Source organism: Corynebacterium striatum, from assembly GCF_016728105.1.
Lineage (GTDB): Bacteria > Actinomycetota > Actinomycetes > Mycobacteriales > Mycobacteriaceae > Corynebacterium > Corynebacterium striatum.
On the sequence record NZ_CP068158.1, the window covers coordinates 2,479,164 to 2,501,414 of the forward strand.

The window sequence follows — 22,251 nt, forward strand, 5'->3', positions numbered from 1 at the left end:
CCGTGCGCTACTTCTATGACACCGAATTTATCGAAGATGGAGAGACCATTGAGCTGGTCTCCATCGGCATCGTTGGGGAGGATGGTAGCGAATATTATGCGGTGTCCACGGACTTCAACCCCGCCCATGCCAACGCTTGGGTGCGCGAAAACGTCCTAGACAAGTTGCCTTCCCCGAGTAACCCCGTATGGAAGTCGTGCGAGCGCATCCGCGAGGAGCTGCTCGAGTTCTTCGCCGCCCACGCCACGCCGGTGGAACTGTGGGCCTGGGTTGGCGCCTATGATCACGTAGTCTTGGCCCAGCTCTGGGGTGATATGACCGGTCTTCCTAAGCGGATGCCGCGTTTTACGCGCGAACTCAAGCAGTACTGGGAATTTGCCGGCTGCCCCAAGCTGCCGCCGGTTCCGCAGGGCAATCACGATGCGCTTGTCGACGCCCGCCACAATCTCGCAAAATTCCGCGCCTGCATGGATGTACTACCCCTAGGAAGGGCCAACCAAGTCACTATCTAGCATCTAACTAACGCGCGACAGGTTAATAGTGGTTAAATAGCCATGTGAGTTGGACAGTAGATATCCCTAAAGAAGCACTTCCGGACCTCCCACCATTGCCAGCAGGCATCGAGGAGCGATTCCAGGACGTCATCGCGCGTGATGCGAAGCAGCAGCCCAGCTGGGATCAGTCCCAGGCAGACAACATTCGCAAGATCCTGGAATCTGTTCCACCGATCGTTGTGGCCCCAGAGATTGAAGAACTCAAGCGCAAGCTTGCTGACGTCGCCCTGGGTAAAGCATTCCTCTTGCAGGGCGGCGACTGCGCTGAGACCTTCGAGTCCAACACTGAGCCGCACATCCGCGGCAACGTGAAGACCCTCCTGCAGATGGCCGTGGTGCTCACCTACGGTGCCTCCACCCCTGTGGTCAAGCTCGGCCGTATTGCCGGCCAGTACGCTAAGCCGCGTTCTTCCGACGTCGATGGCAACGGTCTGCTCAACTACCGTGGCGACATCGTCAACGGTGTGGAACCCACCGAGGAAGCTCGTCGTCACGACCCAGCCCGCATGGTGCGTGCATACGCGAATGCGTCCGCAGCGATGAACCTCGTGCGTGCGCTGACCTCTTCCGGCACCGCTGACCTGTACCGCCTCCACGAGTGGAACCGCGAGTTCGTGGCCAACTCCTCGGCGGGTGCGCGCTACCAGGCGCTTGCCAATGAGATTGAGAACGGCCTTGCTTTCATGAATGCTTGTGGGGTTTCCGATGAGACGCTGCGCTCGGCGGAGATTTACTGCTCCCACGAGGCATTGCTCAAGGACTACGAGCGTTCCATGCTGCGTCTCGGCGTCGATTCCAACGGCGAAACCAAGCTTTATGACCTGTCCGCACACCAGCTGTGGATCGGTGAGCGCACCCGTGGCTTGGAAGACTTCCACGTCAACTTCGCCTCGATCATCGGCAACCCAGTGGGCATCAAGCTCGGCCCGGGCGTTACCCCGGAGCAGGCCGTTGAGTACGCAGAGAAGCTCGACCCGAACCGTGAGCCGGGCCGCTTGACCATGATCACCCGCATGGGCCACGACAAGGTGCGCACCGTGCTTCCGGCAGTAGTCAAGGCAGTGGAGGACTCCGGCCACAAGGTTGTTTGGCAGTGCGACCCAATGCACGGCAATACCTTCACCGCATCGAATGGCTACAAGACCCGCCACTTCGACAAGATCGTGGACGAGGTGCAGGGCTTCTTCGAGGTACACCGCGAGCTGGGCACTCATCCAGGTGGCGTGCACCTCGAATTCACGGGTGAGGACGTCACCGAGTGCCTGGGCGGCGCAGAGGACATCACTGACGTGGACCTGCCGGGCCGCTACGAGTCCGCAGTGGACCCGCGCTTGAACACCCAGCAGTCGCTGGAGCTGTCCTTCCTCATCGCAGAGATGCTGCGTAACTAGGCGAAGAACGTCGGCATAGAACCGTATTGGCCGGAGCCAAACCACCACCCGCCCAAGGCGACGGCAACGGTTGCTAGCCCAACGAACGCCAAGAACAGCAGCAGTGTGAACACGTTGCGGTTGCTTAATGGGCGCTCGGCTGGCTCGTCTTCAGCGATGTGCGACAGCGCGCCCTGAGGCTGGGGCTCCAGCGGCGCCTGTGCGTGATAGTTAGGTGCTGGATACTCCGCGCCGCGTGGGACCACAGGTGGAACTGGTGGCGCGACGAAGGGCGGAGCCGGCAAATCCGCGCGAGTTTCAAAACTCAGCGGTGCGCGGTGGGGGATATCCGCAGGAGGGGTCTGCGGAATGTATTCGGTCGCTGCCTCTGGGGCAGGGGCTGTATGCTGCTCTGCGGGGGTTGCAGAGGGAGTATCGATAGCGGTGGTCGCGTCAAAGACGTGCGTGGCGCCGGTTCCCGAGAAGTCGGTGGGCTGTTCAGCTGTGCGGGCGGCCGCAGCGTTGCGCGGAACTGGAACGGTGAACTCCGGCAGATCTAGGTCCCGTGTGACGTCGTCAAGAGCGTCGAGGAACTCCCCGGCGTCGGCGAAGCGTTCGCTGGCTTGACGAGCGGTTGCGGTGGCCACGAGGGCGTCGAAAAGCTTCGGCACCCCGGCAATGCGTGACGACGGCGCCGGAACATCCGCGTGCAGGCGCGCTGTCGCGTGCTCCATCGGGGTAGCGCCACTAAACGGCACGGTGCCGGTGAGCAGCTCGAAGAGAACCACGCCCGCAGAATAGACATCGGATGCAGGCGTGATCGGCTCGCCCGTGACTTGCTCAGGGGAGAGGTAGGACACCGTACCGACGATCTGGTTCGACGCCTGCTCGGCCGCCGCGGAGCGCACCAGACCAAAGTCACCGAGCTTCACCCGGTTATGCGAGGTAATGAGCACGTTGTCCGGTTTAATGTCGCGGTGTACCAGGCCAGTGCGGTGCACCTCGTCCAGGCCCATGAGCATCGGGTGCATCACGGCGGCAGCCGCATGCGCAGGCATGGGTCCGCGCTCGGCGAGCAGCTCGCGCAACGTGCCGCCCGTGATGAGTTCCATGATGAGGTAGATGGGCACGCCTTCGGAAGAGAAGTCATGCACGGCAACGAGATTGGGGTGCTGTAGCTGCGCCATGGCGCGGGCCTCCCGCTCGAAGCGCTTCACAAAGGCAGGGTCGTCCTGGTAGCGCTCGTCCATGACCTTGGCGGCCACAGCTCTGCCTAGGCGCAAGTCAACGCAGCGATACACGGTGGACATACCACCTTGCGCGATTGGCCGATCAACTCGATAGCGGTCTTCGAGTACGTCGCCTATTTCCAGCCTTGTCATGCATTCCAGTATGGCTGATAGGGACGCAGATGTGGTATCCAGCTAAGGTTGTGTCTGTGAGTAATGCAGATACAAACAGTGCACGGACAAACAACGTAGAGACAAACAACGCGCAGAACAATTCTCCTGCTGACAAGACGCAACAAATCGCAGCCCTGCTGGCTGATGAGAAGTTGCTGACATTGCAGGAAGTGGCGGACAAGCTTGATCTTCAGATCACCCGCGTCTTCGACCTGCTCAACGCACGCAAGTTCATCGCGTGGCGCGACGGCGAAGGCACCCGCTACGTTCCTGCTTCCTTCTTCAACGAGAAGGGCGTTATTTCCAAGTACGTTTCTGGCGTCATCACGGTCTTGACCGACGGCGGCTTCAACGACGACGAAATCTTCGTGCACCTGTTCACCGAGGACGATTCCCTTCCGGGCCGACCCATCGACGCACTGCACGGTCACCTTGCGCGCGAGGTCATCCGCCGCGCGCAGGCTTCGGCCTTTTAGGAAGCTTCGGGGGAAGATGCGGGGGCGTCGTCAAGCACAGGGCGTGGCTTGGCGGCGCGATCCCGCTCCCGTAAACCGCTGCCGAGGTTTTCCGGCAGCCCAGCAAAGATCCACTGCGTAAGCGCCCATGCGGCCACGACCATGCCGATGTCCCACCACCAGTTGTAGAGCTGGTGGTTTCCGTCGCCGGAGAAAGCTACGCCGATAAATAGCGAGACGCCCGTGGTGATCTTGATGAGCAGCAGCGGCGGGCGGAATGTGCCCATGAGGGTCAACACCGAGGCGTAGTACCACGGCAGAGTTACAGAGTTGAACACGAACGCGACCTGGTAGGCGCCAGCGGTACCTGCGATGGCGCGGTTGATGGAACCGCGGCCCAGCCACCACATTAAGACCAAACCGATGAGCATGAAGACCATCGAGATGCTGCGCAGCATACCCAGTACACCGTTGTATGTGGTTTCTGGGCTAAAGACCTGGATAAGCGGGATGAGGACGTCGGCTGCGAAGGTAGGGCCGGCGAGGGGATTGACCACCTTGGAGTTGCCGCTGATTTGGGAGAGCCATCCCCAGGAACTGCCCGAGACCCATGTAATGACGGCGACGGATAGAGCTACCTCAACCAACGCCACGATTCCAGAGATGACGAATGCGAGCACCTGTTTGGCGACGCCGCGTTCCCGCGGTGCGTGGTGAAGCACCATCATCCACACTACGAAGGGTGCTGCAAAGATGGCCGTTGCCTTGAGCGCCACGGCCACGCCGATGAGGATGAGGCCGATGTGGAAGCGCTTGTGTACCGCGGCAAGCAGGCCCAGGGACACGAGGGCCACCATGACGGACTCGTTGTGCATGCCACCGATGAGGTGAAGGACAACTACCGGATTGGCCACACCCAACCACAGTGCCAAAGCGGGGTCGCCGCCTAAGGCGCGGGCCAGGCGGGTAATTGCGAAGACGATGACGGCAAAGCCGAGGACGGAGATTGCCTTGTAGACGATGATTCCTGCGGCGACGTTATCGCCCACTAGGCGCGTGACGCCTTCGGCGGTCCACAAGTGCAACGGGCCATAAGGGGTGGTGGTGTTGCGCCAGTCATGGGAAACCTCAAGCAGAAATGGTCCCGGGTTGACGGCTGCGCCCTCGGTATAGGGATCGAAACCATCGCGCACCATGGCGCCTTGCATGAGATAGGAGTAGACGTCGCGGGAGGCAAGAGGTGCAGCAAAGAGCAGTGGAGCGATCCATGCGGCGAGCATGCGACGGATCTCGCGCAGGCCTCCGTCAGGAGTAGGATTCTTCAGCTGCGGCGCGACCACCTGGCGGCCGGCCAGGATCCATGCAGCGACGAGGCCAAAGAGGCCGAACCAGTAGAGAACCATGCCCACGTTGCGGCCGTGCCCGTAGGCCAAGAACCCGATGTTGAGGGCCTCCAGAAAACCGCCTCGGTTGCGCGTAGCGCCGCCGGAGAAGGAGACAATCATCAAGATGATGGAGGCAACGATGCCCACCGGTAGTGCATTGGGCAGCTGCAGGCTATACACCTTGTGCTTTGGGCCTGCGGTCTGAGGAGCAGGGGAGGCAGGAGATGTAACTGACATGCTGCCTACATTCGACGAGCCGTGGCCTTGATGGCCAGTGCCTCGAGGGTCTGAGTGACGTCGGCATCAACCTGCGCCTCGCGGAGGTGGCGCAGCCCTGACTCGGTGAGAGCGGTGATTTGCTCTTCAAGCAGCGCTGGGGCGCCGGAGTCCTCGATGATTTGCGCCATACGGGCAATGTCAGCGGGATCCTCGGTGTTGCCGATGAGACTACGCAGCGTCTTGGCAGCGGCTGGGTCCTTCGCGTCGGCGTGCTGGAGCGCCAAGGAAAGGAGGACGGTGCGCTTGCCTTCGCGCAGATCGTCGCCAGCAGGCTTTCCAGTGATCGCGGGGTCGCCGAAGACGCCGAGCTGGTCATCGCGCAGCTGGAAGGCGATTCCGATGTCGCGGCCGTAGCCACGGAAAGCGTCGATAAGCGCAGGCTCGGCGCCTGCGACTGCGGCACCAAGGTGAAGCGGTCGCTCGATGGTGTACGCGGCCGTCTTGTAACGGTTGACCGAGTTGGCTAGCGCTAGGTCTTCGGAACCCGCGGCCTCCAGCGAAATGTCTAGAATCTGGCCGCCGATGACCTCGGTGCGCATACCTGACCATGGGCCGCGAGCGCGATGCAGCGCGGCGCCGCTGAGGCCGGAGCCCTGCAGCATGTCTTCGGCCCATGCGAGTGCAAGATCGCCAACCAGGATGGCTACTGATTGACCGAAGAAGTCGGCATCGCCGTGGTAGCCCTTGGCCCTGTGTTGTGCTGCGACGGCGCGATGCACAGTGGGATTTCCGCGCCGGGTATCAGAGGAATCGATGATGTCATCGTGGATAAGCGCGCACGCCTGGATGAACTCCAGCGATGAGGCGGCGGTGGCCATAGCCTGGGCATCCTCGCCGCTCTCTAGGCCGTGCGCGCCGAGGAAGCCAGCCCACGCGTAGGTGGGGCGAATGCGCTTGCCGCCATCGAGAACGAAGGACTCTAGGAAGTTCGTTGCGTTGACAACGGGTTCACCAATTTCTGCAACCTCGGGGCGACGCTGTGCGAGGAACTCGCTGAGCTTTTCGCGGGCGAGGTCGGGGAACTGCTCGATGGTGGGAATGCTGTTGTCTTTCACCCCTCACACGTTACCTGTTAGGGCAGACGTTTCTAATTAGGTGGCAGACAGGGGCAACCGTGCCGCGAGAATCGCAAAGGCGCGTTCGTCTGCGGGGTATTCGAGGTTGCGTAGGACATCGAAGAATCCCACTTTGCGGTAAAGGCCAAAAGCGGCGTTTGCCTCGTTGGGGACCTCGGGCGTGGATAACAAGAGATAGGAGGCTGGCGCGTTCCACGCGAGTTCCTCGATGAGGCAGAGGCCTAAGCCATGGCCCTGCAAGTTAGGGGTGACATGAATCTCGGCGAGCTCGAAATAGTTGTGCAAGATGTCCAGTTGCTCGGGCGTGGGGCCGCCGGCCTCGGTGAAACCGCGGCGCAGCTGGCGGTCCCACCAGGTGTCCGGCGTACCGACAAAACCGTAGGCCAAGCCCGCGATGCCGAATTCATTTTCGGCGATAACCGCAGTGAATCCGGGACGCATGACATCAGCCTTCCACGCGTTAATCCGGTTAGCCCGAATGGTGGGGTTATATCCCATGGCTTCGATGTAGATGTCCACCAACTGTGGGGCCAGCATGGCGAATTCTTGGGGGCTCAGGCGCCGAATTTGAAAACTCACACTTCTAATAACAGCAGACTTAGGGGTTGTTCGACAACGTAATTGCGCAGCTTTTCTGTTTTTAAAAATGAACATCGTGTGTAGATTTTCGAAAGTTAAAAACGCTCTGAAGTGGAAAAACTATTGCACTATTCGAACAAGTGATCTAAAATGAAGGTAGATGTCCGGAAGGCTCTTTAGATTGTTAGTCAATACCAGCGAAGGAGGAGCATCATGGCACAGGTAATTTCAGCTACGGCCCAGTTCAGGGGGTCGCGCGCGGCAGTGGGCGCATTCAAGCGTGACCGTTTTATGGAGCAAGCAAGCGACTTGCTAGCGCAAGCTCGTGCCATGGCTGCTGCGGGCCGTTGGGATCAGGCGCTGGAGTTTGCTTATCAGGCGGGCCTCCGTACGGCCGGTGCTCGTATTGCGGACTCTGCGGTGGCAAAGCGGCGTCGCCTTCCGTCGAGTGCTTGGGCGCAGCTCGCACTCGTTGGGGGAGAGGAAAAGGAATGGGCTGAGCGCTTTGGTGCTTACTCTCGCCTTCGCTCCCGGGTGGCCTCTGGCTTGGAGGACGCTCCTTCGGACGAGGTTGTCCTTGAAGTGATGGCCTTGGCGGCGGAATTCCTTTCCTATGTGGAAGAGGAAATGGGCTTCGGCTCCCTTGCTGCGTAAAGCGGGAACTGGGACATGTTCGGCGTGTTGTACCCCAGTTATGTGGGGGTAGACTGTATTTGCGGGAACTAACTGATTACTCTGGGCGTTAGATAATTAGTAGTTCACAAAATATGGTGTATCCCAAAGCGTGTGCGGCCAGCATTTGTGCACTGCGTTGTGGAACTTAGCCCTAGACCCATTGAAATCAGTTGGAGGAACAGTGTCGCTTTCCGAGCACGAGCAGCAAGCTCTCCGTGAAATTGAACGGTCCTTATTGCGGGATGATCCTAAGTTTGGTTCCTCTGTTGCTGAGGATTCCGGCTTCGGTGGCAACGGTGGTGCGATTACCCTTCGAGGCATTGCGCTCATCGTCGTGGGTCTCTTGCTCTTGGTGGGCGGCGTAGCCCTCGCGCAGCAGAACCTCTGGTTCGTCAGCATTTCTATCGTCGGATTCCTTGTTATGTTTGCCTCTGGCGTGTGGATGCTGCGTGGGCGCAAGGAGAAGGTGCCGTCTTACTCGGATGCTCGCGCTAAGCAGAAGTCGGCCGGTGGTCAGGGCGGAGTAGGCGGCCGTCTGGAGGAGAACTTCCGCCGTCGTTTCGAAGAGCGATAAGCGCCAGCGCTGAAACAAGCCGAATTTGTGGTTTGAGCCCGCATTCCTAACTTCCCAAGCGGAAGAGGGGATGCGGGCTTTTTGCGTTCAGCCCTTTGTGAGATTCACACTTCAAGGTTCCCACTTTCTAATCCCCACTTTGCCCCACATTCCCCACTTTCTCCCACATTCCCCACTTTGCACCACCGGGGAGACGTTTGGGCTGAAGCTGTGGCGGCGCTTTTTAGAAATGCAACCCTGGAATCCCAGACCTTGTGGTCGCTGTTGTCGGAGTTTGGAGTGTGAGCAAAACTGACCTTGACGTCTGGTTTTCCGGGTCTGCTGTTTTGGGAAATGGGTAAATGGCATCGGATGGTGCGCGGTGTGCGGGTGGAGAATTCACAATATAAGGGGCTATTGCGGCCTATGGTGCGCAATATGTAGGTGTTTCTGGTGGGGCCAAAGGGGTCATTGTGGGGTGGTGTCAAGGGGGTAGCGGGGATTTCTTCCCACCGTTAAAACGGTCGTCTACCTCGATCGATCGAGTTGGAATTCTTTGAACACGCGGCTTGGGGTGACAGAAGTGGGGGAAAGTGGGGTAGAGTGGGGCGCAGTGTGAAAGTGAGCGTCAGAATTTCGAGTAACTCCCGAGGGTTTGGCGCAAGGTTTCATGCCAGAGGAATCCGGAGTTTCGAGTGACAGGAAGGTGGGCCCGGGATGTTTCTGGGTACCTACACTCCCAAACTCGATGACAAAGGGCGGCTTACGCTTCCCGCTAAGTTCCGCGAAGATTTGGCTGGCGGCCTTATGGTCACCAAAGGTCAGGATCACTCTCTAGCGGTTTATCCGCGTGAGGAATTCGCGGCGCGTGCACGGAAAGCGGCAGCAGTGTCTCGCACCAACCCAGACGCGCGTGCGTTTATTCGTAACTTGGCAGCAAGTGCGGATGAGCAAAGGCCGGATGGACACGGACGAATCACTCTTTCAGCCGCACACCGCGAATACGCAAACCTCTCAAAGGAATGCGTAGTGGTCGGTTCAGTGGACTTCCTCGAAATCTGGGACGCAGCCGCGTGGGCTGAGTACCAGGCGCAAACTGAAGATGCTTATTCGGCAGCAGACGCCGATGACGTACTCGCTGGGTTGCTCTAAAGAGCAAGGGCAGCGATGAGTGCGTGTACGGACTCTGCCCGAGGTGGATGCTCTGGTGTACTTCCCCGATATCAGAAACCTGCCTCGGACAGGGCCCTATACGCACTTTTTTGCTCTGTGGGACCAATTGAGAAAAAAGGGGGTGACGAGCAGTAATGACGGCTCAAGACAAGAACACTGACAACGTAGCCAACAACATTAACTACGACATAGCCGAAAACCACGGCCATGTTCCAGTCATGCGCGAGCGTATGGCTCAACTGCTCGCGCCCGCAATTGAGGCGGCCGGGAGCAACGCGGTTGTCGTTGACGGCACTTTAGGCGCCGGTGGCCACGCCGATTTTTTCCTGCGGACTTTCCCTAACCTGCACGTGGTAGGCGTTGATCGTGATGGCGCATCGCTGGCCGCAGCCACCGAGCGCTTGGAGCCATTCGAGGATCGCTTTGTGGGCGTCAACGCACGCTTCGACGAGGTCGGCGGCGAAATTGCCAGGGGAGAGGGCGCAATCTTTGACATTGCTCGCGAGCACGGCATTGCTGGCGCCCTGTTCGACTTGGGTGTTTCTTCCATGCAGCTCGACCAAGTTGAGCGCGGCTTTGCGTATAAGACGGATGCACCATTGGACATGCGCATGGACCCCTCGCATGGCATTACCGCTGCAGACGTGTTGAACACGTACAGCCATGGCGACCTTGCACGAATTCTCAAGACCTACGGGGATGAGCGTTTCGCCGGCAAAATTGCCTCGGCGGTGCTCAAGGAGCGTGAGAAAGAGCCGTTCAGCAACTCCGAACGTCTTGTTGAACTGCTCTACGCCACCATCCCCGCGGCAACTCGCCGCACCGGCGGGCATCCGGCAAAGCGCACCTTCCAGGCATTGCGCGTCGAGGTTAACCGCGAGCTTGAGGCAATCGAGCAGGTGATCCCCGTTATTACAGATGCACTACACGTCGGCGGACGCGCGGTGTTCATGAGCTACCAGTCTCTCGAGGACCGCACCGTTAAGCAGGCTTTCGCCGAGCTGGCTGCGTCTAAGACGCCAGCCGGGCTTCCGATGGATCTCCCGGGCACGGCTCCAAAGTTTAAAACGGTCACCCGTGGCGCTGAAAAGGCGAGCGCCGAGGAAATTGAAGAAAACTCCCGCGCCGCATCCGTGAGGGTGCGGGCCATAGAGAGGCTCGAGGGCGAGCCTCACCTGCACCCACCGGGAGGTAGTGCATGAGCCTCTACGAACGCACAACCGCACCACACACTTCCCGCATCACCACACAAGAGAGGACCCGCACCATGGGGGCGAGCCGCGACTTTACAACCGGTACCGATACCGGAGCTGCCACGACTCTTCTAGAGCCAGGTCGCCGCGCCGTTCCCCAGCGCACTCCGCGTCGAACGCCGCACCGTACCCAGGTGCCGGCGCGCCGCGGAAACCGCTTGGGTTCGAAGCAGGTTGTTTCTTTCCGTGGCCGCCGTCTTCCACAGCAGTCGCTAAATAAAAAGAGCTCGCTTTTTACTCGTATGTCCTTCATGGCCATCGGATTGCTGATTTTCGGCGTCGTGGTGTCGATGTGGCTTTCTGGTATCTCGACTGCCCAGACCTTTGTGGTCAAGGACTTGACAGTTCGCGAGTCTGAGCTGAATAACGAGCTCGAGACGCTGAATCGTGACCTCGAAAATGTGCGCTCGGCTTCTGACGTTGCGCGGCGTGCCAATGATGCCAAGATGGGTGTACCTACCCAGCCAGGAATCGTAGAGGTCGGCCCAGACGGGGCTGTCAATGAGAAGCGTCCGGCTGAGTTGAACACTGAGTCCATTGTTGACGTCAACGGCGAGCCAGTCCGTCCGGGCCAGGCATCGAGTGATCCGAACGCAACGAAGGACATCTCAGATAGTCTCAACGAGGTGCCGCAGGGTCGTCAACGTGAGGCGCGCAATAACAATGGCCAGGCTCCGGCCGGGCAGGAATCTGCTCCGGCAGCACCGCAGGATCTGCCGAACATCCCAGCCCAAGCGCCATACGCTAACTAGCTAAAAATCCTGCTTCTTCAGAAGTGCTCGCGCGTGCCTGTGCGAGCACTTGGCTTTTATAAGGCAAAATCTTCAAGCAAGACTGCCTGCTTTGCGGGCGAGCTTCAAGACCATCGGTCATGCCGAGCCCGCAACCGCATTTAAGTGGCTTTTGTATTCGACGCGGCATAAGGAAAAGGTGACTTTGTGACTCCACCAAATTCAGGTGACCGTCGACGCGGTTCCCGAGGGGAGCATGGGCGCGATGGCAGGGATAATGCTGCCGACCGCGGTCGTTATGGCCGCCAAAGTGGGCGTTCCGGTGGTCGTAGCCATCGGGGGGCCGCCACTGGATCCGCTATGCCGCGTGCAGGTTCGGCGTCGCGCCCGAGTGAGCGAGTAAAGCCTGCAACACGTGATCCGCAGGCCCAGGGCGGTGGCCGTACCGCGCGTGCCAAGGCTGCCATGGCTTTGCCGCAGAAGGCTATCTTGCGGCAGCGAGTCAAAACCGTTGTTGCTGTCCTTATGGTGGTGTTCGTGGCCTTGGTCGGGCGCTTGGCTTGGGTACAGATCGTCTGGGGTCCCGACTTTGCCGCTAAAGCTGTGGCTCAGCGATCCCGCGTGTATATCGACTCGGCTCGCCGCGGTGAGATTGTCGATCGCAATGGGCAGCGACTTGCCTACACAATGAAGTCGCGTTCACTCACCGTTTCGCCAACGCGCCTGCGCGACGAACTTCGTGAGCAGGAGGAGTTGGAAGCTACCGGAGAAGCTTCCTTTGACGGGCTTGACGACGCCGCGCGTAAGAAGTTTCTTGACGATAAGCTCGAAGAGCGACTCAAGGACATGGCGAAGGGCATCCCTTCCAAAATCAACGATGCTGGATTGGACACCGGCGACGTGGACGAGAAACAGATTCTGGATAAGCTGCACGCGGATACCCAGTACGAGGTTCTAGTTCGTAACGTGGACCCGGATGTAGCAGTGAAAATCGCTTCTGAGTACCACGGACTCGCAGCTGATGAGCAGCAGATTCGCCAGTACCCGAATGGCTCCATCGCGGAGAACGTCATCGGCAAGGTCTCCATGGACGGACAAGGTCAGTTCGGCTTCGAAGCTTCCGGTGACTCCACTCTGACTGGTATCGATGGCAGCTCCACCGAGGATGTTTCCACCAATGGTCAGGCAATTCCCGGCACGTTGCGCGATGAGGTCTCAGCAACCGACGGCAAGAACGTCACCTTGACCCTGGACCTTGATTTGCAGACCTACGTACAGCAGAAGCTGGAGAAGGCACGCGCCAACTCCAAGGCCAAGAATGCACAAGCGGTGGTCCTCGACGTTGCTACGGGCGAAGTCTTGGCCATGGCCAACACGGGAACCATCGATCCGAACAAGGACATCGAAAAGCAGCTCAAGGAAGACAAAACCTTCGACAACCACAGCGTTTCGCACCCGTATGAGCCTGGCTCAGTGGCCAAAATCATCACCGCGGCCGCAGCGCTGCAGGAGGGCGTTACCACCCCAGACCAGGTTCACCAGGTTCCAGGATCCATCGATATGGCTGGCGTAACTGTTAATGATGCCTGGGATCACGGCGTCGAGCCTTACACCACCACCGGTATTTTCGGTAAGTCCTCAAACGTGGGCACTCTAATGATCGCCCAGCAGTTGGGGCAGGAGCGCTACGCCAAGTATCTCAAGGCCTTCGGCCTTGGTCAGACCACTGGTATTGAACTGCCAAACGAGTCTGCAGGTTTGGTCCCCGATCAGGAGCAGTGGTCCGGCGGTACCTTCGCCAACCTGCCGATCGGCCAGGGCCAGTCGTGGACCACGCTGCAGATGGCCAGCGTCTACCAGACTTTGGCGAACGGTGGTGAGCGCATCGAGCCACGCATCATTTCCTCCATCACCAATTCCAACGGCGAGAAAGAGGAGCTCGCCGCTCCCAAGAAGACGCAGGTAGTAAGCAAGGAAACCGCGAAGACCACTGTGGATATGTTCCGCGCTGTCTTCCAATCCGACCCGAATGGCGTCCAGAACGGCACCGCCGGCGGCAACAAGATCGAGGGATACCAACTTTCCGGCAAGACCGGTACCGCACAGAAGGTTGACGAGAAGACGGGAGCCTACTCGAACTCCGCCTACTGGATCACCTTCGCGGGTATCGCGCCTGCCGACGACCCACGCTTTGTTGTGGCAATCATGCTCGACGAGCCGCAGTCCGGAGTTAACGACAATGGTTCCGGTGGTCAGTCCGCAGCGCCTGTCTTCAAAGACATCGCAAGCTGGCTGCTCAATCGCGATAACATTCCTACCTCCCCGCCTAGCCCAGAGCTAACGTTGCGAGCTCAGTAAGCCCCTCAACTATTAAAACCTCAAGAAAAGTTCACTAGAAAGCTTTAGGGAGAAATGCAATGAGCGTAGACCTCCAGACCCTCGCCACCATTGGCGGCGGCCGCGTCATCGGCGATGAATCCGTCACTGTTTCGACGTGTAGTCTCGACTCGAAGGCGATTGCCGCCCGCGGGCTCTTCGCGGCCCTTCCAGGTACGCGAGTACACGGTGCCCAATTTGCCGGTGACACTGAGGCAGCGGCCATCCTCACCGATGAGGCGGGCCTACAACACCTGCAAGAAGCTGGTGAGCGTCGCCCCATCATTGTCGTGGAAGACATTCGTGCAGTGTTGGGTCTCATCGCCGCTGAAATTTACGAGCACCCCACTGAGCACTTGACCGTACTGGGCGTGACAGGAACATCAGGCAAGACCACCACGAGCTACCTCCTCGAGGCGGGTCTTCTCCACGCAGGCCACAAGGTGGGTCTTATCGGCACAACCGGAACCCGCATCAACCGTGAACCCGTGCCGACTAAGCTCACCACTCCCGAGGCTCCGACCCTGCAGGAGCTCTTTGCGCGCATGCGCCACGAAGGAGTCACGCACGTGGTCATGGAGGTCTCCTCCCACGCACTTGAGCTTGGGCGCGTGCGAGGTACCCAGTTCGATGTTGGTGGTTTCACCAACTTGAGCCAGGACCACCTCGACTTCCACCCAACGATGGAGGATTACTTCGCAGCCAAGGCAGCGCTTTTCGACGGCGCGCAAGCAGCGTCCGCTGCCGTAATCTGTGTTGATGATGACTGGGGCAAGCGCATGGCGCAGCAAGTCGCTGGCAAGCCACTGACGCTCGTTTCAACCACAGGCGAGGAAACAGCCGAGAACACCAACCAGGTGATTAGCGCCCGTCAGTTAGGCACCGAGCCCACTGGCGCACAGCACGTTGAATTGAGCTTCAGTGGGGAGACCTATTCCTTTGAGCTGCCGATGCCAGGCAAGTTCAACATCGCCAACGCTGCGCTGGCAGCAGGCATGGCAGCTGCGGTAGGCGTGGACACCGAAACCTTCCTAAACGGTGTCGAGCGCGTGGCCGTACCGGGGCGGATGGAGAGCATCAGCCGTGGCCAAGATTTCGTGGCAGTTGTCGACTACGCCCACAAGCCAGCAGCCATTGCAGCGGTCCTTGATACTCTGCGCGGCCAGCTGTCTGAGACCGGCGGACGCCTCGGCGTCGTCGTCGGCGCCGGCGGCGACCGCGACTCTTCAAAGCGTCCGCTCATGGGCGCAGCTGCAGCAGAACGCGCAGACCTCGTCGTGGTTACGGACGACAATCCGCGTAGCGAGGACCCTGCAGCCATCCGTGCCGCTGTCATGGCGGGCGCGCAGAAGGCTTCCCAGACCGCAGACATTCGCGAGATCGGCTCCCGTGCCGCGGCCATCGACGCAGTAGTGGAGTGGGCACAGCCCGGCGACGCTATCGTCGTCGTTGGCAAGGGCCATGAGGTCGGGCAAATCGTGGGTGATGAAACCCTGCACTTTGATGACAGGGAAGAAGTTGCCCGCGCTCTTGACACCAAACTCGGCGGTGGCGCGCCGGTTAGGCATGCGGAGTACGGTGACACTGTGAGTAAGGAACAAGCATGATTGCATTGACCCTCCAAGAAATCGCCGACATTACCGGCGGCCGCCTAGATTGTGTCCCAGATCCTGCAGCTACAGTTACTGGATTCGTAGAGTTTGACTCCCGCAAGGTCACCCCAGGTGGCCTCTTCCTCGCGCTGCCAGGCGCCCGCGTCGACGGCCACGACTTTGCCGAGAAGGCCGTTGAATCCGGTGCGGTGGCCGTTCTCGCCGCGCGCCCAGTGGGCGTTCCGGCCATCGTTGTTGAACCCACCGGCAAGGTGGAAGGCGACGGCGCAAACGCCGACATCTATGCCAATGACGAGGATGGCTCCGCCGCCGCAGTCATCCAGGCGCTGTCCGCACTGGCCCGCGCCGTCACCCAGCGCCTAGCCGCTGAAGACGGCCTCAACATCGTGGGCGTGACCGGTTCCGCTGGTAAGACCTCCACCAAGGACCTCATCGCCACGATCTTCCGCGCCGCTGGGGAGACGGTAGCACCACCAGGCTCCTTCAACAATGAGGTCGGTCTGCCTTATACCGCACTGCGCTGTGACGAACACACCGAGTACCTCGTGGCCGAGATGTCTGCTCGTGGCATCGGCCACATCCGGCATTTGACCGGCATCACCGCACCCAAGGTAGGCGTAGTCCTCAACGTTGGTACCGCACACCTAGGCGAGTTCGGTTCGCGGGAGAATATCGCGCTCGCGAAAGGCGAGCTCGTCGAGGCGCTCCCATCTGCAGCTGAGGGCGGCGTCGCCGTGCTCAATGCAAACGATTCTTTCGTCGCTGGCATGGCGCCCCGCACGAATGCAAAGGTGGTCTATTACTCGGCCGTCGCCAAGCAAGGCTCCACTCCGCCAGCGCAGTACTATGCCACGGACGTGCAGCTTGACGACGTCGCCCGTGCTTCCTTCCTCATGCATACTCCAGGTCATGCGCCACTTCCGGTGAAACTTCAGGTCTTCGGTGCGCATCAGGTGTCGAATGCGCTGGCCGCAGCAGCCGCCGCCATCGAGTTGGGGCTGAGCGCTGAACTCGTGGCAAACGCGTTGTCTGGACACCGCATTGCGTCGGAGCACCGCATGGACGTGCGCAACCGCCGCGACGGAGTCACCCTGATTGATGATTCCTATAACGCAAACCCGGATTCGATGCGTGCGGCCATCGCAGCGCTGGCATACACGGCCACTGCGCGTCCCGACGCACGTTCTATTGCCGTGCTCGGCGAGATGGGTGAGCTGGGCGACGACGCTCTCGACGCACACCGTCAGCTGGGCGCAGAGCTCGCGAAGTACCACGTAAACCATCTGGTTGCTGTAGGCAGCAGCCCCAATACGCGGGCGATGGCTGAAGCTGCACAGGCAAAGGGTATAAATACTAGTGTCAGTGTCGATGTTGATGAGGCCGCAAAGATTGTTGATAGTCTCCTCCGTACCCCGCCTGTGGGCGTGGACGATTGGCCGCAAAGGGACGTTAAAGATGTCGTCCTTGTCAAAGCTTCGAATGCCCAACGCCTGTGGCTCGTCGCAGAAAAGCTCAACCAGAGCTAGTTCACGGAAATAGAAGGAACCCAAGCACGTGACTCAGATCATCATCGCTGGTGTGGTCAGCTTCCTCGTAGCGATTTTTATCACCCCACTCCTGATCCGGTATTTCTCGGACACAGGAAAGGGCCAAGAAATCCGCGAGGACGGCCCCAAGTCGCACCTTCGTAAGCGCGGCACGCCAACCATGGGCGGTCTTGCGATCCTCGCCGGTATCACCGTGGCTTACCTGACGGTCGGCATCTACGGGCAAATCACCGGCCATGGTGGCTTCACCTACTCGGGCATCCTGGTCCTCGGCTTGACTCTGGGGCTTGGTGGCTTGGGTTTTGCTGATGACTTCATCAAGCTCTTCAAAGAGCGCAACCTGGGCCTGAACAAGACGGCCAAGCTGGTGGGCCAGCTGGCGCTCGCTCTGGCCTTCGGCCTGCTGGTTCTACAGAACCCCGATGAGAAGGGCCTGACGCCTGGCTCCACGAAGCTTTCCTTCATTCGTGACATCGAGACCTTCGACATTGCCGTTGGCCCGACCATTGTCGGAACCATCGTGTTCCTTATCTTCATGTACATCCTCATCGCGGCATGGTCTAACGCGGTCAACCTGACCGACGGCCTGGATGGTTTGGCGGCGGGTACCACCGCAATCGTGATGGGTGCGTACACCATCATGACCTTCTGGCAGTTCCGCAACTCTTGCGCGGCTGACTTCACCGCTGGCTGCTACCAGGTCCGTGATCCGCTGGACCTGGCGGTTCTGACTGCCGCCGGCCTGGGTGGTTGCCTGGGCTTCCTCTGGTGGAACGCTGCACCGGCCAAGATCTTCATGGGCGATACTGGTTCCCTGGCCCTGGGTGGCCTGGTTGCGGGCATCTCCGTGACCAGCCGCACCGAGCTGCTCATGATCATCATTGGCGCGCTCTTCGTCATCGAGACCGTTTCTGTGGTCATCCAGATCGTGGTCTTCCGTTCCACCGGCAAGCGTTTCTTCCGCATGGCTCCAATCCACCACCACTTCGAAAACGGCGGCTGGGCCGAGACCGCGGTTGTCATTCGCTTCTGGCTCATTGCGGCGATGGCCGCCATGACTGGTGTGGCAATCTTCTACGGCGAGTGGCTCGCTGATTCCGGCATCGGGCTGGTGGGCTAGTCATGACTAAAGTGCCAGAGAACCTAGCTGGAGGACTTCCCGAGTCCTTGCGAGGCCGTATCTTGGTGGCTGGCGCCGGAGTGTCCGGCCGCGGCTGCGCCACTGTCTTGCTGGGGCTGGGAGCAGACTTGGTTGTGGCCGATGGCAACGCCGACTCACGTGCCGCACTCGCTGCCGACCTATGCGTCGCGACCGTTGATACCGCCGCTGTTGATCCCGCGGAGTTCTCCCTCGTGGTTACCTCACCAGGCTGGGCGCCGAGCTCACCACTGTTGGTGGCCGCCGCTGCGGCGGGCGTTGAGGTGATCGGCGATGTCGAGCTGGCTTATCGCTTGGATAAGGCAGAGCTCTTTGGCCCCACGCGCACCTGGCTTGCTGTGACCGGCACCAACGGCAAGACCACTACCACGGGCATGCTGGCTGCCATCATGGCGGCCGATGAAAAGCGCTCTGGCAAGCGCTCCCAGGCCGTGGGCAATATCGGCACCTCGCCCTTCGATGCGCTGGCGGCAAGCCCACGCGTTGACGTACTGGTCGCCGAACTTTCTTCCTTCCAACTGCACTGGTCCTCCCAGCTGACCCCAGAGGTCGGCGTACTGCTCAACCTGGCAGATGATCACCTCGACTGGCACGGCTCCTTCGCCGCCTATGCCGAGGCGAAGGCCAAGGTCCTCAAGGGCGCGCACGCGGTCATCGGCCGCGACGACGCGCACGTGCGCGAATACGCGGACAAGGCGCGCAATGCCGGAATGATTTCCGCTGATGTGCACGCCTTCACCCACACCGAACCTGCCGATGGGGAAGCGGGCGTTGTCGAAGGAAAACTCGTTCTTAACAACGTTGCCGGCCACTCGGTAACCCTCATCGAGGACGTCACCACCATTGAGCCTGCCGGAATGGCTGGAGTACTGGACGCCGGTGCCGCCGCAGCTGCCGCCGCACTGGCAGGCGCAGTACCCCGCTCGATTACCGAGGGGCTCGTCAGCTACACCGTGGCCGGCCACCGAGGCGAGGTCGTGCACTCTCACGCAGGCGTCGACTATATCGATAATTCCAAGGCCACCAATCCGCACGCTGCCGAGGCCGCGATGCGTGGGCTTGATTCCGTGGTGTGGATCGCTGGCGGTCAGCTCAAAGGTGCTGACACCTCAGAGCTGCTCGAAACACACGCCACGCATATCAAGGTGGCGGTGATAATGGGCGTCGACAAGCAGCTGCTCGCCGACGCCATCGTCGCGCATGCCCCAGGCGTGCTTACCATCCTTATCGAATCCACCGACCCCGTTGCCGCCATGGATGAAGCTGTGGCTGCGGCAGTGCAACACGCCGAGAGCGGCGATACTGTGCTTTTGGCACCTGCTGGGGCATCGTTGGATATGTACACGGGAATGAGCCAACGCGGTGACTGCTTTGCCGCGGCTGCCCGACGCATCGCACGTTAATCACGCACGCACCCCAGGAGAATCCATGACTGCCACTCGGCCGCAAACACCGGCGTCGAAGACGCTCGGCCAGCGCGTGCAAGAAATCCGCCAGCACTACCGTGCTCAGCCGGGCTTGGACTATCAGCTGCTGCGCATCATCATCTTCTCGTTGATCGGCATCGGCGTGCTGATGGCTTTTTCTGCATCCATGGCGACATCCTTCACGGAGACTTCCAATGTTTGGGCAGAGGCCATCCGCCAGTGCCTGCTTGTCTTCGGTGGTTTGGTGTTGTTCTGGCTGGCGTTGCGTATCTCGCCTTATACGCTGCGTAAACTAGTCCCGTGGCTGCTGCTGCTGTCAATACTCCTGCTCATTGCGGTGCTTATTCCGGGAATCGGTACCGGACGCGACACCGTGGGTTCCCAGTCGTGGATTTCCATCGGTAGTGTTGGCTTCCAGCCTTCGGAGTTTGCCCGAGTGACGGTGGCTATGTACGGCGCAACTGCGTTGGCCGGTAAGTCCCACCGCTCGCTACATCCGACCGATCCCTTCATGATGTATTCCATCATCTCGGGGCTGATGTTCTTCCTCATCGTGGCCCAGAGTGACCTTGGCATGGCGGTATCTTTCGCCATGGTCGTGGTCTTTACTTTGATTTTCGCTGGCGTTGACTGGCGGGTCCCCGCGGTGGTCTTGGTCCTCGGTACGTTGGGCTTGCTCGCTGTGTTCCTATCGGGTGGCTTCCGTTCGCACCGATTCCATACCTACTTTGATGCAATTCGCGGAAACATTGAGGATACGCAGGGCACAGGTTTCCAGGCATACCAGGGCTTTCTATCACTTGCCGACGGAGGCTTTTGGGGCGTAGGTCTCGGGCAGTCGCGCGCCAAGTGGTTCTACCTACCCGAAGCTAAGAATGACTTTGTCTTCGCTATCATCGGGGAGGAACTCGGCCTGTGGGGCGGCGTCCTCGTTATTTTTCTGTTTGCGGCATTGGGATACATCGGACTGCGCACTGCGAAAAACGCGCAGGACCAGTTCCAATCCTTGTTGGCTGCCACTTTGACGGTGGGCGTGGTTATCCAGGCGTTCATCAACATCGGCTACGTCATTGGTTTGTTACCTGTGACGGGTATTCAGCTGCCGATGATTTCTGCAGGTGGTACCGCTGCACTTATCACTATTGGCTCGATGGGAGTGTTGTGCAATGTGGCGCGGCACGAGCCATTACAGATTTCGGCGATGCAGAACTTTGGGCGCCCGCTATTCGACCGCCTATTCTTCATCCCCGAGCCCCAGCTTGCTGGTGACGCGCCAAAGCGTAAGACGGGACGACACGCTTCACGAACTCCAGCAAAACGCGGGAAAGGGCAATCCGGCGTAGTCGGACAATTGGCTCGTCGCAACGCAGAACGAGAAGAACGCTTTGGCCGCCCAGTGACGAGCCGACAGCCGCGGGCTGGGGAGAATAACACCGGTTCTACGGCGCCGCGGGGTGAGTACCGCCAGCGTGGCGCCGATCGGCGAGACGGGCGCGGCGAGCGCCGTTAAGCAGCAGGCGCACTGGTAGCGTGTAGGGCATGAATTCCACCCCCATTTCCGTCGTCATTGCAGGTGGCGGCACCGCAGGCCATATTGAACCAGCACTCGCAGTGGGTGAAGCGCTCAGACAGCGCCACGGCGCCCGATTAACGGCGCTCGGTACCCAGAAAGGGTTGGAACGCGACATCGTTCCGGGGCGTGGGGTCGATCTGCGCCTCATTACGCCAGTGCCCGTGCCGCGCAAGGTTAACGCTGAGCTGTTCAAGCTTCCCTTCAATCTGATTAAGTCCGTGCTGCAGACGCGCAAGGTGCTTAAAGAGGTCGAAGCGGACGTGGTGTTTGGAACCGGTGGTTATGTGGCAGCGCCGGCATATCTAGCTGCCAAGTCCATGGGTATGCCGTTCTACGTGTTGGAGACGAACGCGCTTTCCGGCATCGCCAATAAGCTCGGCGTGCGTATTGGCGGAATTGGACTTAATGCACACCGTAACTCCGGCATGCCCGGCGAGGTCGTGGGCATTCCGGTACGTCCTGGGCTGGGCGAGGACCCCGACGGCAGCGCCGCAGCCGCAGCACGCGAACGCTGGAATTTGGACCCAGAACGTCCAACCATCGTGGTTACCGGCGGCTCGCAGGGCGCTGTCAGCATCAACACCGCGGTTGCGGGCGCGCTGTCGCAGTTGACGGAGAAGTACCAGGTTCTTCACGCCTATGGCAAGAAGAATGTGGCCCCAGCGGAAGCTGAGCACTACACTGCGCTGCCTTATATCGATGACATGGCCGGTGCGCTAGCCGTGGCAGATCTTATGGTGTGCCGTTCCGGTGCCATGACGGTTGCCGAGGTTACTGCGGCCGGCGTGCCTGCAATTTACATTCCGCTGCCTATCGGAAACGGTGAGCAGGCGCTGAACTCTCGCGAATTGGTTGCGGCTGGTGCTGCAGTGCAGATTCTTGATGCGGAGCTAACCCCGCAGCGCCTGGTGGATGAAGTGCAGGCAACCCTTGGGGATGAGCAGCGGTATGCGGCTATGCGTAAGGCGGCTGCCACTAACTCTGCGGGCGACGTTGCCAATACGATTGCCGATCACATCAGGGATATGATCGACGAAGCCTCGCGCGCAGCGCACACCGACTAAAAGTCG

At 59.9% G+C, this 22,251-nt stretch carries 19 protein-coding genes; 15 read left to right on the plus strand and 4 right to left on the minus strand.

The features are described 5' to 3' along the window. The first annotated feature begins 2 nt into the window (after window positions 1-2). Window positions 3-512 carry a polyadenylate-specific 3'-exoribonuclease AS gene (locus tag I6I72_RS11575; protein WP_005528677.1) on the plus strand — a complete coding sequence of 170 codons (510 nt, stop codon included), beginning with the start codon at window positions 3-5 and terminating at the stop codon, window positions 510-512. Between the two features lie 44 nt (window positions 513-556). After that, the gene (locus I6I72_RS11580) at window positions 557-1,945 is read left to right on the plus strand and encodes a class II 3-deoxy-7-phosphoheptulonate synthase (protein WP_049145569.1); all 1,389 of its coding nucleotides are present in this window, start codon (window positions 557-559) and stop codon (window positions 1,943-1,945) included. Here I6I72_RS11580 and I6I72_RS11585 read toward each other — a convergent pair. After that, entirely contained in the window at window positions 1,942-3,306 is a 1,365-nt protein-coding gene (locus tag I6I72_RS11585; RefSeq protein ID WP_100087024.1) for a protein kinase domain-containing protein, read from the minus strand. The two genes, I6I72_RS11580 and I6I72_RS11585, sit on opposite strands and share 4 nt — an antisense overlap. A gap of 29 nt (window positions 3,307-3,335) precedes the next feature. On the opposite strand from I6I72_RS11585, the gene I6I72_RS11590 reads away from it, so the two are divergent. After that, a complete protein-coding gene (locus I6I72_RS11590) occupies window positions 3,336-3,803 on the plus strand; it encodes an Rv2175c family DNA-binding protein (protein ID WP_306592344.1) in 468 nt (155 codons plus the stop codon). On the opposite strand, the gene I6I72_RS11595 is transcribed toward I6I72_RS11590, so the two are convergent. Genes I6I72_RS11595 through I6I72_RS11605 form a run of 3 tightly spaced genes read right to left on the minus strand, consistent with a single transcriptional unit; the run spans window position 3,800 to window position 7,101 of the window. Continuing rightward, window positions 3,800-5,404, minus strand: coding sequence for an alpha-(1->6)-mannopyranosyltransferase A (locus tag I6I72_RS11595; RefSeq protein ID WP_046645212.1), 1,605 nt, complete (start codon window positions 5,402-5,404; stop codon window positions 3,800-3,802). The two genes, I6I72_RS11590 and I6I72_RS11595, sit on opposite strands and share 4 nt — an antisense overlap. 5 nt (window positions 5,405-5,409) lie before the next feature. Further along, window positions 5,410-6,501, minus strand: a complete 1,092-nt coding sequence (locus I6I72_RS11600) for a polyprenyl synthetase family protein (RefSeq protein WP_049063088.1) — start codon at window positions 6,499-6,501, stop codon at window positions 5,410-5,412. A gap of 36 nt (window positions 6,502-6,537) precedes the next feature. Beyond that, window positions 6,538-7,101 carry an N-acetyltransferase gene (locus tag I6I72_RS11605; protein WP_034656807.1) on the minus strand — a complete coding sequence of 188 codons (564 nt, stop codon included), beginning with the start codon at window positions 7,099-7,101 and terminating at the stop codon, window positions 6,538-6,540. Window positions 7,102-7,314: 213 nt separating this feature from the next. Between I6I72_RS11605 and I6I72_RS11610 the strand changes: the two genes are divergently transcribed. The 12 genes from I6I72_RS11610 (at window position 7,315) to murG (ending at window position 22,245) form a co-directional block, all read left to right on the plus strand. Then, window positions 7,315-7,755 carry an SAV_6107 family HEPN domain-containing protein gene (locus I6I72_RS11610; RefSeq protein WP_049063089.1) on the plus strand — a complete coding sequence of 147 codons (441 nt, stop codon included), beginning with the start codon at window positions 7,315-7,317 and terminating at the stop codon, window positions 7,753-7,755. Between the two features lie 202 nt (window positions 7,756-7,957). After that, window positions 7,958-8,350, plus strand: coding sequence for a DUF3040 domain-containing protein (locus tag I6I72_RS11615; protein WP_049063090.1), 393 nt, complete (start codon window positions 7,958-7,960; stop codon window positions 8,348-8,350). Between the two features lie 696 nt (window positions 8,351-9,046). After that, window positions 9,047-9,481 (plus strand): division/cell wall cluster transcriptional repressor MraZ, encoded by a 435-nt coding sequence (mraZ, locus tag I6I72_RS11620; RefSeq protein WP_005528693.1) that lies wholly within the window; start codon window positions 9,047-9,049, stop codon window positions 9,479-9,481. Window positions 9,482-9,636: 155 nt separating this feature from the next. Then, window positions 9,637-10,704, plus strand: coding sequence for a 16S rRNA (cytosine(1402)-N(4))-methyltransferase RsmH (gene rsmH / locus I6I72_RS11625; RefSeq protein ID WP_005528695.1), 1,068 nt, complete (start codon window positions 9,637-9,639; stop codon window positions 10,702-10,704). Further along, entirely contained in the window at window positions 10,701-11,507 is an 807-nt protein-coding gene (locus tag I6I72_RS13780; protein ID WP_236592630.1) for a hypothetical protein, read from the plus strand. Before rsmH ends, I6I72_RS13780 begins: the two co-directional genes overlap by 4 nt. 444 nt (window positions 11,508-11,951) lie before the next feature. Next, a complete protein-coding gene (locus I6I72_RS11635) occupies window positions 11,952-13,844 on the plus strand; it encodes a peptidoglycan D,D-transpeptidase FtsI family protein (protein WP_201807881.1) in 1,893 nt (630 codons plus the stop codon). A 59-nt stretch (window positions 13,845-13,903) separates the two neighbouring features. Further along, entirely contained in the window at window positions 13,904-15,469 is a 1,566-nt protein-coding gene (locus I6I72_RS11640; protein WP_049063094.1) for a UDP-N-acetylmuramoyl-L-alanyl-D-glutamate--2,6-diaminopimelate ligase, read from the plus strand. After that, a complete protein-coding gene (locus I6I72_RS11645) occupies window positions 15,466-17,001 on the plus strand; it encodes a UDP-N-acetylmuramoyl-tripeptide--D-alanyl-D-alanine ligase (RefSeq protein WP_201806917.1) in 1,536 nt (511 codons plus the stop codon). The genes I6I72_RS11640 and I6I72_RS11645 overlap by 4 nt, the downstream gene beginning before the upstream one ends. Before the next feature lie 28 nt (window positions 17,002-17,029). Beyond that, window positions 17,030-18,142, plus strand: a complete 1,113-nt coding sequence (gene mraY / locus I6I72_RS11650) for a phospho-N-acetylmuramoyl-pentapeptide-transferase (protein ID WP_049063096.1) — start codon at window positions 17,030-17,032, stop codon at window positions 18,140-18,142. A 2-nt stretch (window positions 18,143-18,144) separates the two neighbouring features. Next, window positions 18,145-19,584: a UDP-N-acetylmuramoyl-L-alanine--D-glutamate ligase gene (gene murD, locus I6I72_RS11655; RefSeq protein ID WP_049063097.1), complete on the plus strand. Its 1,440-nt coding sequence runs from the start codon at window positions 18,145-18,147 to the stop codon at window positions 19,582-19,584. 25 nt (window positions 19,585-19,609) lie between these two features. Then, window positions 19,610-21,118: an FtsW/RodA/SpoVE family cell cycle protein gene (locus I6I72_RS11660; RefSeq protein WP_049063098.1), complete on the plus strand. Its 1,509-nt coding sequence runs from the start codon at window positions 19,610-19,612 to the stop codon at window positions 21,116-21,118. Between the two features lie 29 nt (window positions 21,119-21,147). After that, window positions 21,148-22,245, plus strand: coding sequence for an undecaprenyldiphospho-muramoylpentapeptide beta-N-acetylglucosaminyltransferase (gene murG / locus I6I72_RS11665; RefSeq protein ID WP_049063099.1), 1,098 nt, complete (start codon window positions 21,148-21,150; stop codon window positions 22,243-22,245). Window positions 22,246-22,251: the final 6 nt, after the last annotated feature.